At 69.6% G+C, this 14,141-nt stretch carries 20 protein-coding genes and 1 pseudogene; 18 read left to right on the top strand and 3 right to left on the bottom strand.

What is annotated here, in order from left to right:
- A partial coding sequence (locus tag BJP32_RS16275) for an ABC-F family ATP-binding cassette domain-containing protein (protein WP_233126874.1) occupies nucleotides 1–1,518 on the bottom strand: 1,518 nt, incomplete at its 3' end.
- Nucleotides 1,519–1,617: 99 nt separating this feature from the next.
- Here BJP32_RS16275 and BJP32_RS16280 point away from each other — a divergent pair.
- From BJP32_RS16280 to BJP32_RS17540, 10 genes are all read left to right on the top strand, one after another.
- On the top strand, nucleotides 1,618–2,208 hold the full coding sequence (locus BJP32_RS16280; protein ID WP_046653181.1) for a TetR/AcrR family transcriptional regulator: 591 nt from the start codon (nucleotides 1,618–1,620) through the stop codon (nucleotides 2,206–2,208).
- Nucleotides 2,205–2,543: a multidrug efflux SMR transporter gene (locus BJP32_RS16285; protein ID WP_046653183.1), complete on the top strand. Its 339-nt coding sequence runs from the start codon at nucleotides 2,205–2,207 to the stop codon at nucleotides 2,541–2,543. Before BJP32_RS16280 ends, BJP32_RS16285 begins: the two co-directional genes overlap by 4 nt.
- Before the next feature lie 40 nt (nucleotides 2,544–2,583).
- Nucleotides 2,584–3,063 carry a YcgN family cysteine cluster protein gene (locus BJP32_RS16290; protein ID WP_046653184.1) on the top strand — a complete coding sequence of 160 codons (480 nt, stop codon included), beginning with the start codon at nucleotides 2,584–2,586 and terminating at the stop codon, nucleotides 3,061–3,063.
- A 30-nt stretch (nucleotides 3,064–3,093) separates the two neighbouring features.
- Nucleotides 3,094–5,505, top strand: coding sequence for a PAS domain-containing protein (locus tag BJP32_RS16295; protein WP_076224838.1), 2,412 nt, complete (start codon nucleotides 3,094–3,096; stop codon nucleotides 5,503–5,505).
- Nucleotides 5,506–5,626: 121 nt separating this feature from the next.
- Complete coding sequence (locus tag BJP32_RS16300) at nucleotides 5,627–6,082, top strand: hypothetical protein (protein WP_076224840.1); 456 nt, start codon at nucleotides 5,627–5,629, stop codon at nucleotides 6,080–6,082.
- The gene (locus BJP32_RS16305) at nucleotides 5,982–7,226 is read left to right on the top strand and encodes a DNA-packaging protein (protein WP_233126875.1); all 1,245 of its coding nucleotides are present in this window, start codon (nucleotides 5,982–5,984) and stop codon (nucleotides 7,224–7,226) included. The genes BJP32_RS16300 and BJP32_RS16305 overlap by 101 nt, the downstream gene beginning before the upstream one ends.
- Before the next feature lie 160 nt (nucleotides 7,227–7,386).
- Nucleotides 7,387–8,565, top strand: a complete 1,179-nt coding sequence (locus tag BJP32_RS16310) for a phage portal protein (protein WP_143255498.1) — start codon at nucleotides 7,387–7,389, stop codon at nucleotides 8,563–8,565.
- 8 nt (nucleotides 8,566–8,573) lie between these two features.
- Nucleotides 8,574–8,789, top strand: a complete 216-nt coding sequence (locus BJP32_RS16315; RefSeq protein WP_233126876.1) for a hypothetical protein — start codon at nucleotides 8,574–8,576, stop codon at nucleotides 8,787–8,789.
- A 152-nt stretch (nucleotides 8,790–8,941) separates the two neighbouring features.
- A complete protein-coding gene (locus BJP32_RS16320; protein ID WP_040346918.1) occupies nucleotides 8,942–9,340 on the top strand; it encodes an HK97 family phage prohead protease in 399 nt (132 codons plus the stop codon).
- A 52-nt stretch (nucleotides 9,341–9,392) separates the two neighbouring features.
- Nucleotides 9,393–9,539 (top strand): hypothetical protein, encoded by a 147-nt coding sequence (locus BJP32_RS17540; RefSeq protein ID WP_003165818.1) that lies wholly within the window; start codon nucleotides 9,393–9,395, stop codon nucleotides 9,537–9,539.
- A 5-nt stretch (nucleotides 9,540–9,544) separates the two neighbouring features.
- Here BJP32_RS17540 and BJP32_RS16325 read toward each other — a convergent pair whose 3' ends face one another.
- The gene (locus BJP32_RS16325) at nucleotides 9,545–10,075 is read right to left on the bottom strand and encodes a shikimate kinase (RefSeq protein ID WP_076224843.1); all 531 of its coding nucleotides are present in this window, start codon (nucleotides 10,073–10,075) and stop codon (nucleotides 9,545–9,547) included.
- A 3-nt stretch (nucleotides 10,076–10,078) separates the two neighbouring features.
- The gene (locus BJP32_RS16330; protein WP_076224845.1) at nucleotides 10,079–10,510 is read right to left on the bottom strand and encodes a hypothetical protein; all 432 of its coding nucleotides are present in this window, start codon (nucleotides 10,508–10,510) and stop codon (nucleotides 10,079–10,081) included.
- A gap of 127 nt (nucleotides 10,511–10,637) precedes the next feature.
- Here BJP32_RS16330 and BJP32_RS16335 point away from each other — a divergent pair, with 127 nt between their 5' ends.
- The 8 genes and pseudogenes from BJP32_RS16335 to BJP32_RS16370 form a co-directional block, all read left to right on the top strand.
- Entirely contained in the window at nucleotides 10,638–11,864 is a 1,227-nt protein-coding gene (locus BJP32_RS16335; RefSeq protein ID WP_076224846.1) for a phage major capsid protein, read from the top strand.
- 188 nt (nucleotides 11,865–12,052) lie between these two features.
- The gene (locus BJP32_RS16340; protein WP_046653193.1) at nucleotides 12,053–12,319 is read left to right on the top strand and encodes a head-tail connector protein; all 267 of its coding nucleotides are present in this window, start codon (nucleotides 12,053–12,055) and stop codon (nucleotides 12,317–12,319) included.
- Nucleotides 12,316–12,633: a head-tail adaptor protein gene (locus BJP32_RS16345; protein ID WP_233126878.1), complete on the top strand. Its 318-nt coding sequence runs from the start codon at nucleotides 12,316–12,318 to the stop codon at nucleotides 12,631–12,633. Before BJP32_RS16340 ends, BJP32_RS16345 begins: the two co-directional genes overlap by 4 nt.
- Nucleotides 12,630–13,037 carry a DUF3168 domain-containing protein gene (locus BJP32_RS16350; protein WP_076224848.1) on the top strand — a complete coding sequence of 136 codons (408 nt, stop codon included), beginning with the start codon at nucleotides 12,630–12,632 and terminating at the stop codon, nucleotides 13,035–13,037. Before BJP32_RS16345 ends, BJP32_RS16350 begins: the two co-directional genes overlap by 4 nt.
- Nucleotide 13,038: 1 nt before the next feature.
- On the top strand, nucleotides 13,039–13,449 hold the full coding sequence (locus tag BJP32_RS16355) for a phage major tail protein, TP901-1 family (RefSeq protein WP_046653196.1): 411 nt from the start codon (nucleotides 13,039–13,041) through the stop codon (nucleotides 13,447–13,449).
- Nucleotides 13,449–13,739, top strand: coding sequence for a GTA-gp10 family protein (locus BJP32_RS16360; protein ID WP_046653197.1), 291 nt, complete (start codon nucleotides 13,449–13,451; stop codon nucleotides 13,737–13,739). The genes BJP32_RS16355 and BJP32_RS16360 overlap by 1 nt, the downstream gene beginning before the upstream one ends.
- Entirely contained in the window at nucleotides 13,739–13,924 is a 186-nt protein-coding gene (locus BJP32_RS16365; RefSeq protein WP_046653199.1) for a phage tail assembly chaperone, read from the top strand. The genes BJP32_RS16360 and BJP32_RS16365 overlap by 1 nt, the downstream gene beginning before the upstream one ends.
- Nucleotides 13,917–14,141: pseudogene (locus BJP32_RS16370) on the top strand (phage tail tape measure protein); the annotation flags it as partial. The gene BJP32_RS16365 and the pseudogene BJP32_RS16370, both read left to right, overlap by 8 nt.

Below are 14,141 nucleotides of genomic sequence, written 5' to 3' on the forward strand. Positions count from 1 at the left end.
GGCGTGGGTCGGGGGCGGGGCGAGGAAGCCGGGGTTCTGGCGCAGGAAGTCCTGCCAGCCGCCGGGCGTCTCGACCACGTCGCCGCGGCCGTTCAGGGCGATGGTCGAGGTGGCCAGACGGTCGACGAAATCGCGATCGTGCGACACCAGGATCAGGGTGCCGTCGTAGGATTCGAGCAGTTCCTCCAGCTTCTCCAGCGTGTCCATGTCGAGGTCGTTGGTCGGCTCGTCGAGGATCAGCAGATTGGCGGGCTGGGCCAGCGCCCGCGCCAGCAGCAGCCGGTTGCGCTCGCCGCCCGACAGGGTGGAGATGGGCTGTTTCAGCTGGGCTTCCTGGAACAGAAAGTCCTTGGAGTAGGCGGCGACGTGCATGGAGCGGCCGCGCACCAGGATGGAGTCGCCGCCGCCCGGCGTCAGGGCGTCCCACAGGGTCATGTCCGACTTCAGCCCCTCGCGCGACTGATCGAGGTAGAGGGGTTCGAGGTTGGCGCCCATGCGGACGGCGCCCTCGTCCGGCGCCAGTTCGCCCAGCAGCACCTTGACCAGGGTGGTCTTGCCCGCGCCGTTGGGGCCGACGATGGCCAGACGGTCGCCGCGGATGATGCGGGTGGTCAGGTTCTTGAAGATGGTCCGGTCGCCGAACGATTTGCTGACGCCCTTGATGTCGGCGACCAGCTTGCCCGAGACGGCGCCGGAATCGACGCCGAGGTTCAGTTCACGCGGCAGATCCTTGACCCGTTCGGCCCGGTCCAGACGCATCTGCTGCAGGGCGCGGGCGCGGCCCTCGTTGCGGGTGCGCTGGGCGGTGATGGAGCGGTAGAAGGTGTAGGTCTCGGCCTCGATGCGCTTGGTCAGGCGGCGCAGGGATTCGGCTTCTTCCTCCATGACCTTGGCGGCCCAGTCGTCGAACTCGACGAAGCCCTTGTTCAGGGTGCGGACCCTGCGGCCTTCCAGCCAGTGAACGGTGTCGGTGACGCGGTTCAGGAAGGCGCGGTCGTGGCTGACCACCAGCAGGGCGAAACGGGCCTGGATCAGCTCGTTCTCCAGCAGTTCGATGGCCAGGATGTCGAGGTGGTTGGTCGGCTCGTCCAGCAGCAGCAGGTCGGGCTCTTCGGCGAAGGCCTTGGCGAGGGCGGCGCGGCGGATCTCGCCGCCGGACAGACCCTGCGTGGACTTGGCCGGGTTGAGGCCGAAGGTCTCCAGCCAGCTTTCGGCGGTCCAGCGCTCGGCCTCGCCCGAGGCGGCGTAGTCGGCCAGGGTCTCGCCGGTGATGACGGGCTCCTGCGGGACATAGGCGAAGCGGGTGCCGGCCTGGACCGAGCGGTCGCCCGAGTCCGGCTCGATCAGGCCCATGACCACCTTCATCAGGGTGGACTTGCCCGCCCCGTTGCGGCCGACCAGGGCGGCGCGGCTGCGCGGCTCCATCGCCATGTCGACGCCGTCGAACAGCGGGCGGGGGCCGTCCTGAAGGCGGACGTCCTTGAGGGCGACGAGAGGGGGGCGAGCGGCCATGAACACCAGTCCGAAAAGGGAGGCGACGCCTATAGCGCGGACCGGGGGGCGAGGGCCAATATTTCGGGATTTACATAAAACCGTCCAGACGGTATGTCGCTTTGCATGGACGCTCAACCGACCCGCCGCACGCCCGAAGACACCCGCCGCCAGATCATCGACATGGCCATCGAGATCGCCGCCGACCAGGGGGCGATGGGGGTGACGCTGGATGCGGTGGTGGCGCGCCTGCCGTTCAGCAAGGGGGCCTTGCTGCATCACTTCCCGAACAAGCTGGCCCTGCTGGAGGGGGTGATCGACCATCTGGCGTCCGAAATGACGGCGGCGGTGCTGGCCGAGGCGGCGCGTGATCCCAACCCCTATGGCCGCAACGCCCGGGCCTATCTGCGGACGATCGTTTACGAACCCGCGACAGAGCGCGATTTCAGCATCGGCCGCGCCGTCCTGGCTGCATGCGCCATTCAACCGAGCCTGACCCCGCGCTGGCGCGCGGCGATGGGCGCTCTGGCGGTGGACGATCCCGACGATCCGGCAGGCAAGGACGACGCCCTGATGCTGCGTCTGATCGCCGACGGTCTGTGGATGAGCGACCTGTTCGGAACGCATGAGGTGTCGCCGGAGCAGAGAAAGGCCCTGCTGTCGCTGCTGACGCCGGGCAGTCTGCTGACGGACGCCTATGGCGAGAGCGCTGAATGAGCCCGGCGACCTGGCTGGCCCTGCTTGGAGCGATCGGTTTCGAAGTGATGGGGACGACCCTGCTGCAGCAGTCGCAGCAGTTCACCAAACCGCTGCCGACGGCGGGGCTGGCGGTCTGTTACGGCGTCGCCTTCTACCTGCTGACCCTGGCGCTGAAGCAGATGCCGGTGGGGCTGGCCTATGCGATCTGGAGCGGGCTGGGGGTGGTGCTGATTTCGGTGATCGGCCTGTTCCTGTTCAAGCAGAAGCTGGACCTTCCGGCGATCATCGGCCTGGCGCTGATCATCGGCGGGGTGGTGGTGATCAACCTCTTCTCCAAGAGCGTCAGTCACTGAAACCGCGACAGATGGGGATTTGGGGCGTATAGGCGCGCCCATGAATTCCACCTCGCCCAAGCCTTTCTGGGAAACCAAGACCCTGGCGGAGATGTCTCCGTCCGAGTGGGAGAGCCTGTGCGACGGCTGCGGCCTGTGCTGCGTCATCCGTTTCGAGGACGAGGATACGGGGCAGATCATCCCGACGCGGGTGCACTGCAAGCTGTTCGACCCGGACCGTTGCACCTGCACCGACTACGCCCAGCGCCAGGCCGAGGTGCCGGACTGCGTGCAGCTGACGCCGGACAACATCGAGCGGCTGAAGTGGATGCCTCTGTCGTGCGCCTATCGTCGGCTGCATGAAGGGCGGACGCTGGCCTGGTGGCACCCGCTGGTGTCCGGCGACCCGGAGACGGTGCACGCGGCCGGGGTCTCGGTGCGGCGCCAGACGGTTTCGGAGCTGGCGTTGAAGGAGCCGGAGGACGCGCTGGAGTTCGAGGCTCCGGAGTGGATGGGCGAACGCGGCTCTGCTAACGAATAATTCGTCCGCAGGGGGGTAGGATGGGGGCAGATGGGCTTTGTCGCAGCACAAAAGAGGGCGAAGACCGGCGCGCGGGATGCGTTTGACCGGCTGACGGCGATCGCCTGCGCGGCGTTCCGCGCGCCTCACGCCATGATCACCGTGCTGGACGAGGACCGCGCCGTCTTTCTGTCCGGCGTGGGGCTGGATGAGATCAGCATTCCGCGCATGAGCAGCGTCAGCCACGCCCTGGCGAGCCTGGGGCCCGAAGCGGTGGTGGCGGTCGAGGACGCGCTGGAGCATCCGGTCTATCGCGATCATCCGATGGTGACGGGCGAACCGCGGGTGCGCTTCTTCCTGGGGGCCACGGTATGCGCGGGCGACGGCCGTCCGGCGGGCGCCATCGGCGTGATGGACGTCAAGCCGCGCCCTGCGCCGACGGAGACGGAGCTGCGGCTGATCCGCGAACTGGCCGGTCTGGCGGGCGAACTGATGGAGCACGCCGAGGCCATGCGCCAGGAGGCGGCGCGTCTGGAGACGCTGCGGCTGGCCGAGGACATGGTCGGGGTCGGGCGCTGGCGCTATGAGATCACGACGGGGGCCGTGACCTGGTCGGACGAGATCTATCGCATCCATGCGATCGCGCCGGGCGCCTTCTCGCCCAAGCTGGAGGACGTGTTCAGCCACTATCACGAAGACGACCGCGCGGAGATCCAGCGCCTGGTCGAGCGGGCGCTGAAGACGGGCGAGGGCTATACCTTCAAGTTGAGGCTGGTCGGGGCCGACGGCGTCGAGCGCGTCGTGGCGGCCGAGGGGGCGACCGAGAAGGACGCCACCGGCCGGGTGATCGCCCTGTTCGGCGTGCTGCAGGACGTGACCGAGCGCGAGCGGCTCCTGCGGGCGGCGCAGACCAATGAGCGGCGCTATCGCCTGCTGGCCGAGAACACCGGCGACGTCATCACCCGGGTCAAGATGGACGGGTCGAGCAAATACATCTCGCCGGCGATCCAGCAGCTTCTGGGCTGGACGTACGAGGAGATGAGCGGCCAGTCGACCGACTATGTCCACCCCGAGGACCGCCATCTGGTGCTGGGCGCCATCGGCAAGGCGGTGAAGACCGGCGAGCCGACCCGCCTGGAGCACCGGGCGGTGCACAAGAACGGCGAGACCGTCTGGGTCGAATGCACCTTCAAGGCCCTGAAGGACGAGCACGGCCAGGTCGATGACGTGGTGGTGGTGATCCGCGACATGACCCAGCGCAAGACGCTGGAGGCCGAGGTGCTGGAGGCCAAGGAGACCGCCGAGGCGGCGGTGCAGGCCAAGAGCGAATTCCTGGCCAATATGAGCCATGAACTGCGGACGCCGCTGACCAGCGTCATCGGCTTTTCGGGCTTGTTGCACGGGTCGGAGCATCTGCCGCCGGAAGAGCGCATCTATGTCGAGCGCATCGCCACGGCGTCGGAGGCCCTGCTGGGCGTCATCAACGACATCCTCGACTATTCCAAGCTGGAAGCCGACGCCATCGAGATGGACCCCGAGCCGTTCGACACGCGGGCCCTGGTGGACGGCGCCGCCGCCATCATCGAGAGCCAGTGCTCGCTCAAGGGGCTGATCCTGCGGGTGGTGGTGGCCGCCGATACGCCTGCGCGCCTGACCGGCGACAAGGGGCGGTTGCGCCAGGTGATGCTGAACTTCCTGTCCAATGCGGTGAAGTTCACGGCGCGGGGCGAGGTGACGCTGACGCTGGACGGACGGTTCGACGAGAACGGTCTGTGGCGTATGCGAGCGGCGGTCAGCGACACCGGCATCGGCATACCGCCGGAAAAAATCAGCGAACTGTTCCATCGCTTCACCCAGGCCGACGCCTCGACGACGCGGGTCTATGGCGGGACGGGGCTGGGGCTGGCGATCTCGCGCCGTCTGGTCGAACTGATGGGCGGGGAGATCGGGGTGGACAGCACGCCGGGACAGGGCTCGACCTTCTGGTTCGAGGCGCCGCTGGCCGTGGCCGAGGCCGAGAACGATGCGGTCGAGACGCGTCAGGGACAGACGGCCGACTCTGCGATCGGCGGGCGGGTGCTGATGGCCGACGACGCGGCGGCGAACCGTGAACTGGTCAGCGCCATCCTGAGAAATCTGGGGCTGGAGGTCGAGGCCGTCGCCGACGGCGCCGAAGCGGTCCATGCGGTGCATTCGGGCGCCTATGACCTGGTGCTGATGGATGTGCACATGCCGGTCATGGACGGGCTGCAGGCCACGCGCGAAATCCGCCGGATGCAGGCCGGGACCGGGCGACGGACGCCGATCCTGGCGCTGACGGCCAACGTCCAGTCGGAACAGGTGGTGCGCTGTCTGGAGGCGGGGATGGACGGCCACCTGGCCAAGCCGATCCAGATCGCCGAACTGGCCGCCGCCCTGACGCGGTGGCTGTCCTGCGACCAACCGCCCGCGATGGCGGTATAGGCGAAGGCCATCTCGTCCCTGCTATCGCAGCCGGGTGCGCCGATCCCTGTAAATTCCCGGCTTTGCGAGGTTCTGGAGGCTGTTCGCCAGCCTGAGGACGCTGGTCCGCTATGGTTCGGTCATGGCGGGAAAAGGGGACGAAGCGGAGCGGGCGGCGGCGGTCGCGCAGTGGCTGGACGGGGCGCTGGGGCGGCTGATGCAGCTGACCGACGAAGCGATCGCCGTGGTGGCCGCGGCGGAGCCGCCGGCCGATGTGGCCGAGGCCGAGAAGCGGGGGCGCGCCATCGGCGTGCTGGCCCGCACGGCCAAGGCTGTGGCGGCCTTGGCGCCCTCGCCCCCTCGAAAGCCTCGCGACCCTGAAGAGGACGGAATGAGCGAAGACGATCGTGACATCACCGACGACGAAGAACGGACCATGCGGGCAGAGCTGCAGTCTCGTCTCGATCATCTTCTCGGGGTCGCCGAGCGCAAGGGGTTTGGCGCAGCAGCGGCTGGAACAGGCGACGCGCGAGGAGCTGCTGCGGTTGCTGAGGGCGACGCCGAGGCTGAACGACGATCAGGTCTGGCCGCCGCCTGATACGGATTGGCGGACCTGGGTGCTGCTGGGCGGGCGCGGGTCGGGCAAGACCTTCGCGGGCGGGTTCTGGATGAATGAGCTGGCCAAGGCGAAGGATCGCACCTTCGCCCTGGTGGGTCCGGCGCTGCACGACGTGCGCGAGGTGATGGTCGAGGGGCCGTCGGGGCTGAAGGCGCAGGCGCCGGGCGACAACCGGCCGCGCTGGGAGGCGGGGCGGCGCCGGCTGGTCTGGCCCTCGGGCGCGGCGGCCTATGCGTTTTCGGCGGAAGACCCGGACAGCCTGCGCGGGCCGCAGTTTCATGCGGCCTGGGCGGATGAGTTCTGCGCCTGGAGGAACATCGAGGCGACGTTGTCGAACCTGAGGTTCGGCTTGCGGTTGGGGGCAGATCCCAAGCTGGCGATCACGACGACGCCTCGGCCGATCCCGGCGTTGCGGCGGTTGCTGGCCGAGCCGGGGGTGGTGAAGGCGCGGCTGGCGACGAAGGACAATGCGGCCCATCTGGCGCCGGGGTTTCTGGGGCATCTGCAGGCGCTCTACGCCGGGACGCGGCTGGAGGCGCAGGAGATGGAGGGGCTGGTGGTCGAGGCCGACGGCGCCCTGTTCCGGGCCGAGGATCTGGCGCGGGCGCGGGGCAACCGGCCGGCGAAGTTCGAGCGGGTGGTGGTGGCGGTCGATCCGCCCGCCAGCGCCCACGGCGACGCCTGCGGGATCGTGGCGGCGGGACGCAAAGATAAGACGGGCTATGTGCTGGCGGATCGCTCGGCGCGGGGGCTGTCGCCTGCGGGCTGGGCGCGGCGTGTGGCCGAGACGGCGCGGGAGTTCGAGGCCGATCTGGTGCTGGCCGAGGCCAATCAGGGCGGGGAGATGGTGCGCACCCTGCTGGGGCAGGCGGATTGTCCGGCGCAGGTGAAGCTGGTCCACGCCAGCCGAAGCAAGAAGGCGCGGGCGGAGCCGGTTGCGGCCTTGTACGAGCAGGGGCGGGTGGTTCACTGCGGCGCGTTTCCAGCGCTGGAAGAAGAGATGATGGCGCTGGGGAGCGAGACGCCGGGGGCGAAGAGCCCGGACCGGGCGGATGCGCTGGTCTGGGCGCTGACGCATCTGCTGCTGGCCGGGAAGACGCAGCCGAGGCTGCGGGCGTTGTGATCTGATCCTTCTCCCCTTGTGGGAGAAGGTGGACGGCGAAGCCGGACGGATGAGGGGTGCGAGGAAGCAGACTGGGGGCTTCCGGGCGGACCTCGCGTCGACACCCCTCATCCGGCCCTGACGGGCCACCTTCTCCCACAAGGGGAGAAGGAAGACAGACATGGAGATTTCAATGGATTGGCGACGACCGTTCGGTCGGCGGCGCATGGCTGCGCCTGAAATCAAGGATAGCCGCGCGGGGCCGTTGATCGCCCTGACTTCGGCTGGCCGTCCCCGGTGGACGCCGCGCCACTACGCCCATCTGGCCGATGAGGGGTTCGGCAAGAACGCCGTGGCTTATCGCTGCGTGCGGATGATCGCGGAGGCGGCGGCCTCGACGCCGCTGATGGTCATGGTCGGGGGCGTGCGGAGCGCGGAGCATCCGCTGGTGCGGCTGATCGACAAGCCCAATCCCGAGCAGTCGGGCGGGGAGTTGATGGAGGCGCTGTACGGCGCGCTGCAGACGGCGGGCAACGCCTATGTCGAGGCGACCGGAGACGCCGACGGCGACGGGGCGCCGGACGAGCTGTGGGCGCTGAGGCCCGATCGGGTGAAGGTGGTCCCCGGACGGGCGGGGTGGCCGGAAGCCTATGAGTATGCGGTCGGCGGGCGGTCGGTGCGGATCGGGCGGCATGGCGACGGCTGGTCGCCGGTCATGCATCTGAAGCTGTTTCACCCGACGGATGATCACTACGGGTTTTCGCCTCTGGAGGCGGCGGCCTTCGCCATCGACGTGCACAATGCGTCGGGGGCCTGGAACAAGGCGCTGCTGGACAATGCGGCGCGGCCGTCGGGGGCGCTGGTCTATGGCGCCAAGGACGGGGAGCGGCTGACGGCGGATCAGTTCGAGGCGCTAAAGGCGGAGCTGGGCGAGGCCCATGCCGGGGCGCGGAACGCCGGGCGGCCGCTGCTGCTGGAAGGCGGGCTGGACTGGAAGCCGATGAGTCTGACGCCGCACGACATGGACTTCATCGCGGGCAAACACGCGGCGGCGCGGGAGATCGCCCTGGCGTTCGGGGTGCCGCCGCAGTTGCTGGGGATTCCCGGGGATGCGACCTACGCCAACTATCGCGAGGCGAACGCGGCCTTCTGGCGCGGGACGGTGATCCCGCTGGTGAGAAAGGCGGCCGGAGCGATGACGGGCTGGCTGGGCGGGCGGTTCGTCGATTGCCGGATCGAGCCGGATCTGGATGCGGTTCCGGCGTTGCAGGTCGAGCGCGACGCGCTGTGGGCGCGGCTGAACGCGGCCAGCTTCCTGACCGACGAGGAACGGCGCCGGATGGCCGGGGTGGAGGCGTGATGGAGGCGATGAAGAAGATGCCCGTCGCCCTGATCGCGGCCTTGCTGGTGCAGACGGTGGGCGGCCTGGTGTGGGCGGGCGGGGCGGCGGCGCGGATCGCGACGCTGGAACAGCGCGTGGGCGAGCAGAGGCTGGTCGCCGAGCGGCTGGCGCGGCTGGAGGCGCAGGGCGAGGCCGTGCGCGCGGCCGTCGAGCGGATCGAGCGACAGTTGGAGGGGAAGTGATGGGGAAGCGCTCGTCCTTCTCCCCTTGTGGGAGAAGGTGGCCCGAAGGGCCGGATGAGGGGTTGCGCGCCCCCTCACCCGACCGCGCGAGGACGACGGCTGCGCCGCCGTGCGCGGTCTCCCTCTCCCGCAAGGGGAGAGGGACGCTATTCATCGCTGGCTACGCTTCGCTGTGGGGCGTGGCCGATCTGAACGGCGACGTGACGGCGCGCGGGGTGTTTGCGGACAGTCTGGCCAAGACCGGCGCGGGCGGGGTGCGGATGCTGCATCAGCACGAGAGCCGCGCGGTGGTCGGCGTCTGGGACCGGATGGTCGAGGACGAGCGCGGCCTGTGGGTCGAGGGGCGGATCGAGGACTGGTCCGCCGAGGCTCGCTATGCAGCCGCCCTGACGCGGGCCGGGGCGCTGGACGGGCTGTCGATCGGGTTTCGGGCGATGAAGGCGCGGCGCGACGGGCGCTTGAGGGTGCTGAGCCGGGCGGAGTTGTGGGAGGTGTCGCTGGTGACGTTCCCGATGCTGCCGGGCGCGCGGTTCAGAGCGAAAACAGATTGACGACTTCGGCCCTGCGAAGGCTGATGCGGCCTTCGCAAGGCGGGAGCGGGCGATGGACAAGAAGAGCGGCGGAACCTTTGTTCTGGGCGTGTGCGGAGGCATCATCCTGGGCGCGCTGATCGACAACATGGCCATAGGCCTGCTGTTGGGCTTCGCCGTGGGGTTCGGCCTGGTGAAGCTGAACCGCAGGAAGTCGTAGCAGACCTATCGGTCGGCCAGATGGGCGGCGATGCGCTCGGCGGCCTGGGACGGCGAGCAGGCCTCGGTGTCGATGGTCAGGTCGGCGGGCGGCATGGCGGCCAGGCTGGCGTCGAAGTCGGCGCGGAGACGACGCAGCAGATCGACCGACTGAAGCTTGCCGAAAGCGGCGCGGCTGGGCTGGACGATCCGGCGTTCCTGCTCCTCGGGCGAGGCGGCCAGGGCGATGAAGGTCACGGCGCCGCCGAACGGTTCGATCGCCGCCTGAACGCGTGCGGGAAAATCGGGGTCCACCGTGGCCTCGGGCGCGAAGGTGAAGATGAGCGAGCGCTCGGCGCGGGCCGCCTCGGCGAAGGTCTTGAGCCAGAAGGCTTCACGCAGGCGGATGAAGGGCTCGGAGCCGAAGTCGAACACGGCGCCGACGGCGTCGACGACGAAGTGGTTGTGGAACAGCGGCAGGCCGGTCAGGCGCGCCAGTTCGCGGCCGACGGTCAGCTTGCCCGCGCCGACGGGGCCGTAGAGAAAGACGATCCGCATGGCTTAGAGCTTAGGCGAGGCGAGAGGGCGGTCGTCGCGGCGGCCGTGCAGGCCGGGCGTTTCCTGGCGGTAGCCGCGCAGGGCGACGGCGCAGGTTTCGGGCGTCTGGCGCGAGGCGACGGCGGGGCTGCGGCCTCTGTCATAGGCTTCCCGGAGGGCGCGGCGTTCGGCCTGGTCCGCGGTCGGGGCGTGGCGGCGGAGGTGGGCCGCGAAAGCCTGATCGCCGGCGCTGTCGCGATTGAGATGCTCGCAGGCGCCCAGGGTCTCGAACATCCGCAGATTGATCGAGGTGTAGGCCGAAAGGCGCCCCTGGCCCGGCGAGAGGCGCGGCGTCTCTGACGACGAGGCGGCGGAGGGGCGTTGAGCCGAAGCGTCATGCGCCGTGCATGACATGAGCCCAGCCGCAGACACGGCGGCGACGGCGATCTTGAACATTGATCCATCCCTTGATCCGAGGACGGCGTAGCACGGTTCCCCGGATGCACGAAGGATCGCACGGGTTCCGGGCCTGGCCCGGTTGACGGCGCGCCGCAGGACGGTCGCGCATTTTTCTGGAGAGACCATGAAAGAGATCAAGACCGTCTCGGGGCATCCCGAGGCGCGCGCCGCCATGCATGAGATGATGGCCGCGTTCGAGGCGTTCAAAGGGGCCAATGACGCCCGTCTGGACGAGATCGAGAAGAAGGCTTCGGCCGATGCGCTGCTGGAGGAGAAGGTGGCGCGCATCGATCAGGCGGTGGCTCAGGCGCAGGCGCGCATGGACCGTGCGCTGAGCGAGAGCCGCCGTCCGATGTTGGGCGCCGAGCCGCCCGTTGTGGTTGCGGCGCCGGAGGCCAAGGCGGCGTGGGACGGCTATATGAAGTCGGGTCAGGCGCACGGGCTGGAGCTGAAGGCGGGGCTGTCGTCGGCGTCGAACTCGGCGGGCTATGTCGTGCCGCCGGAGACGGAGCGCGCCATCGAGCGGCGCCTGATGGCGGGGTCGCCGATGCGCGAGATCGCCACGGTGCGCACGGTCGGCTCGGGCGTATTCAGGAAGCCGGTGTCGACGGCGGGTATTCAGGCGGGCTGGGTGGCCGAGACGGCGGCGCGGCCCGAGACGGACCCGGCGACGCTGGCGCTGCTGGAGTTCTCGTCGGCGGATCTCTACGCCTGTCCGGCGGCGACGCAGAGCCTGCTGGACGACGCCCTGATCGACCTGGACGAATGGCTGGCGGCGGAGGTCGAGGACGCCTTCGCGGCGCAGGAGACGGCGGCCTTCGTCAGCGGCGACGGGGTCAACAAGCCCAAGGGCTTCCTGGCCTACGCCACGGCGACCGAGGGCACGCAGACCTGGGGCCAGATCGGCACGGTGGCCTCGGGCGCGGCGGGCGCCTTCGCCAGCGCCAGTCCGGTCGATAAGCTGATCGACCTGATCTATGCGCCCAAGGCCCAGTATCGGCCGAACGGGCGCTTCGTGATGAACCGGCGCACGGTCTCGGCGGTGAGGAAGTTCAAGGACGCGGACGGGAACTACATCTGGTCGCCGGCGACGCGGCCGGGCGAGACGGCCAGTCTGCTGGGCTATCCGGTGACTGAGATCGAGACGATGCCGGATGTGGCGGCGAACAGTCTGTCGATCGCGTTCGGGGACTTTGCGCGCGGCTATCTGATCGTGGATCGCGCGGGGGTGCGGGTGCTGCGCGATCCCTATTCGGCCAAGCCCTATGTGCTGTTCTACACGACCAAGCGTGTCGGCGGCGGGGTGCAGAACTTCGACGCGATCAAGCTGATGAAGTTCGCGGCCTCGTAAGGGCGGCGGCGGTCTTCCTTCTCCCCTGCGGGGGAGAAGGTGGCTCGCGGAGCGAGACGGATGAGGGGGACGGGGGCTGCGTGCACCCGGTTAGCCGGTCGTCTGTTGAACCCTTCCCCTCATCCGAGCGCCTGCGGCGCCCACCTTCTCCCCCAAGGGGAGAAGGCAGCAGAATATTGGAGATTTGAATGAGCGCACCCGTGAGCCTCGCGGAGGCGAAGCTGTTCCTGCGCGTCGAGCATGAGGCGGAGGACGGGCTGATCCAGACGTTGATCGACGCCGCCAAGGCGCGGGTGGAGGGGGAGGTCGGGTTGAGCCTGACCTCGACCTCGCCGGCGCCGCTGAGGCTGGCGGTGATGATGCTGGTGATGCGCGCCTATGAGCGCGGCGACGGCGAGATGAGCGCGGCGCCGGTCGAGGGGTGGATCGCGCCCTATCGCGTGGTGCGGCTGTGAGCGCGGGGGCGATGAAGGTGGTGGCGTCGCTGGTGCGGCCGGTGGCGGCGCAGACGCCTTATGGCGGGCAGGTCGTCAGCTATGAGCCGGTCGGTTCGCTGTGGCTGGCGCTGGGCGCGCGAAGGCGGCGCGAGCGGACGGAAGCGGGCGTGACGCGCGCGGTGGAGACGCTGAGCGCCACGGTGCGGGCCGATCCGAGGCTGGAGGAGGGGCTGGTGGCGCGCTTCGGCGGAGCGGACTGGGCCTTGGTCGGGATCGAGGCCGATCCGAAGGCGGCGGGCCGGGTGCGGCTGGACCTGGAGCGGATGCGATGAAGGATCATGAAGGGGCGTTGGCGAAGGCGCTGATCGCGCATCTGGGCGGTGATGGGGCGTTGCAGGCGCTGCTGGGCGATCCGGTGCGGGTCTGGGACGAAGCGCCGTCCGGGGCGGGGTTTCCGCATCTGGTGCTCGGGCGGTGCGAGAGCCGACCGCTGAACGCCGACGGCGGCGGGGTGGAGCAGCGGCTGACCTTGACGTGCGCCAGTCGGTTCAGGGGGCTGGAGGAGGCGCGGGCCGTGGCGGCGGCGGTGCGGGCGCGGCTGGCCGATGCGCCGCTGGAGGCGGACGGGGTGAAGGCGGTCAGCGTGGCGGTGACGTTTACGGACCTGTTCCGCAGCGCGGATCTGAAGCGGGCGTGGGCGGTGATGCGGTTGAGAGCCGTGACGGAGGAAATCTGAGATGAGCGCGCAACGGGGCAAGGACATCCTGCTGAAGATCGAGGGCGCGGGCGGCGCCTTCACCACGGTGGCGGGGCTGAGGGCGAGGACGATCTCGCTGAACGCCAAGACGGTGGACGCGACCGACAGCGACAGCGCCGGGCGGTGGCGCGAACTGCTGGCGGGCGCGGGCGTGAAGTCGGCGGCGGTGTCGGGGCAGGGGATATTCCGCGACGCGGCGTCGGACGCCCTGATCCGCGAGGCCTTCTTCGAGCAGGCGGCGAAGACGTGGCGTCTGATCGTGCCGGACTTCGGCGTGCTGGAGGGGCCGTTCCTGGTGGCGGCGCTGGAATACACCGGGGAGCATGAGGGCGAGGCGAGTTTTGCGCTGAGCCTGGCCAGCGCAGGCGAAGTGACGTTCTCGGCGCTGTGATGGTGAACGGCGTGCGGGGCGAGGTCGTGGCGAGGCTGGCGGGGGCGGAGCGGAAGCTGTGTCTGACGCTGGGGGCGCTGGCCGAGATCGAGACCGGGCTGGGCGTCGCCGGGATGGCGGCGCTGGCCGAGCGGATGAAGGCGCTGTCGGCGCGCGATCTGATGGTGGTGCTGGCGGCCTTGCTCCGCGGCGGGGGCGAGGCGGTGTTGGCGGAGGGGCTGGCGACAGCGCCGGTCGATCCGCGTGAGGCGGCGGAGGCGGTGGCGAAGGCTTTTGCGGCGGCGGCCTGATGACGCCCCATGACCGTCAATGGGCGGAGATGATGCAGGCGGCGGCGCGGATGGGCGTGGGGCCGGAGGGCTTCTGGCGGCTGTCGCTGAAGGAATGGCGGATGCTGACGGCGGCGCCGGCTCAGGCCGCGCCGCTGGGGCGCGGCGAACTGGAGCGGATGCAGGAGAGGTGGCCGGATGACTGATGGTTTCAGACCGGACGGGATCGACGCCGTGCCGGTGAAGGCGGCGGAGGCCGCGGCGGCGCTGGAGGCGCTGAAAGAGCCGGCGGAGCGGGCGGCGGCCTCGATCGAGGACGCCTTCGGACGCGCGGGGGCCAGCCTGACGCGGTCGCTGACGCGGGCGGCGGCGGATGGAGAGGTGACGCTGGCCGAACTGGCGCGGGCGGTGCTGAACCTGTCT

Source organism: Brevundimonas sp. ZS04 (assembly GCF_001956865.1).
In the GTDB taxonomy this organism is placed as follows: Bacteria; Pseudomonadota; Alphaproteobacteria; order Caulobacterales; family Caulobacteraceae; genus Brevundimonas; species Brevundimonas diminuta.

Bases quoted from the DNA above. Each gene is read 5' to 3' on its own strand.
- BJP32_RS16280 (WP_046653181.1), top strand. From the start codon at position 1,618: ATGGACGCTCAACCGACCCGCCGCACGCCCGAAGACACCCGCCGCCAG.
- BJP32_RS16285 (WP_046653183.1), top strand. From the start codon at position 2,205: ATGAGCCCGGCGACCTGGCTGGCCCTGCTTGGAGCGATCGGTTTCGAA.
- BJP32_RS16290 (WP_046653184.1), top strand. From the start codon at position 2,584: ATGAATTCCACCTCGCCCAAGCCTTTCTGGGAAACCAAGACCCTGGCG.
- BJP32_RS16295 (WP_076224838.1), top strand. From the start codon at position 3,094: ATGGGCTTTGTCGCAGCACAAAAGAGGGCGAAGACCGGCGCGCGGGAT.
- BJP32_RS16300 (WP_076224840.1), top strand. From the start codon at position 5,627: ATGGCGGGAAAAGGGGACGAAGCGGAGCGGGCGGCGGCGGTCGCGCAG.
- BJP32_RS16310 (WP_143255498.1), top strand. From the start codon at position 7,387: ATGGAGATTTCAATGGATTGGCGACGACCGTTCGGTCGGCGGCGCATG.
- BJP32_RS16315 (WP_233126876.1), top strand. From the start codon at position 8,574: ATGAAGAAGATGCCCGTCGCCCTGATCGCGGCCTTGCTGGTGCAGACG.
- BJP32_RS17540 (WP_003165818.1), top strand. From the start codon at position 9,393: ATGGACAAGAAGAGCGGCGGAACCTTTGTTCTGGGCGTGTGCGGAGGC.
- BJP32_RS16325 (WP_076224843.1), bottom strand. From the start codon at position 10,075: ATGCGGATCGTCTTTCTCTACGGCCCCGTCGGCGCGGGCAAGCTGACC.
- BJP32_RS16330 (WP_076224845.1), bottom strand. From the start codon at position 10,510: ATGTTCAAGATCGCCGTCGCCGCCGTGTCTGCGGCTGGGCTCATGTCA.
- BJP32_RS16335 (WP_076224846.1), top strand. From the start codon at position 10,638: ATGAAAGAGATCAAGACCGTCTCGGGGCATCCCGAGGCGCGCGCCGCC.
- BJP32_RS16340 (WP_046653193.1), top strand. From the start codon at position 12,053: ATGAGCGCACCCGTGAGCCTCGCGGAGGCGAAGCTGTTCCTGCGCGTC.
- BJP32_RS16350 (WP_076224848.1), top strand. From the start codon at position 12,630: ATGAAGGATCATGAAGGGGCGTTGGCGAAGGCGCTGATCGCGCATCTG.
- BJP32_RS16355 (WP_046653196.1), top strand. From the start codon at position 13,039: ATGAGCGCGCAACGGGGCAAGGACATCCTGCTGAAGATCGAGGGCGCG.
- BJP32_RS16360 (WP_046653197.1), top strand. From the start codon at position 13,449: ATGGTGAACGGCGTGCGGGGCGAGGTCGTGGCGAGGCTGGCGGGGGCG.
- BJP32_RS16365 (WP_046653199.1), top strand. From the start codon at position 13,739: ATGACGCCCCATGACCGTCAATGGGCGGAGATGATGCAGGCGGCGGCG.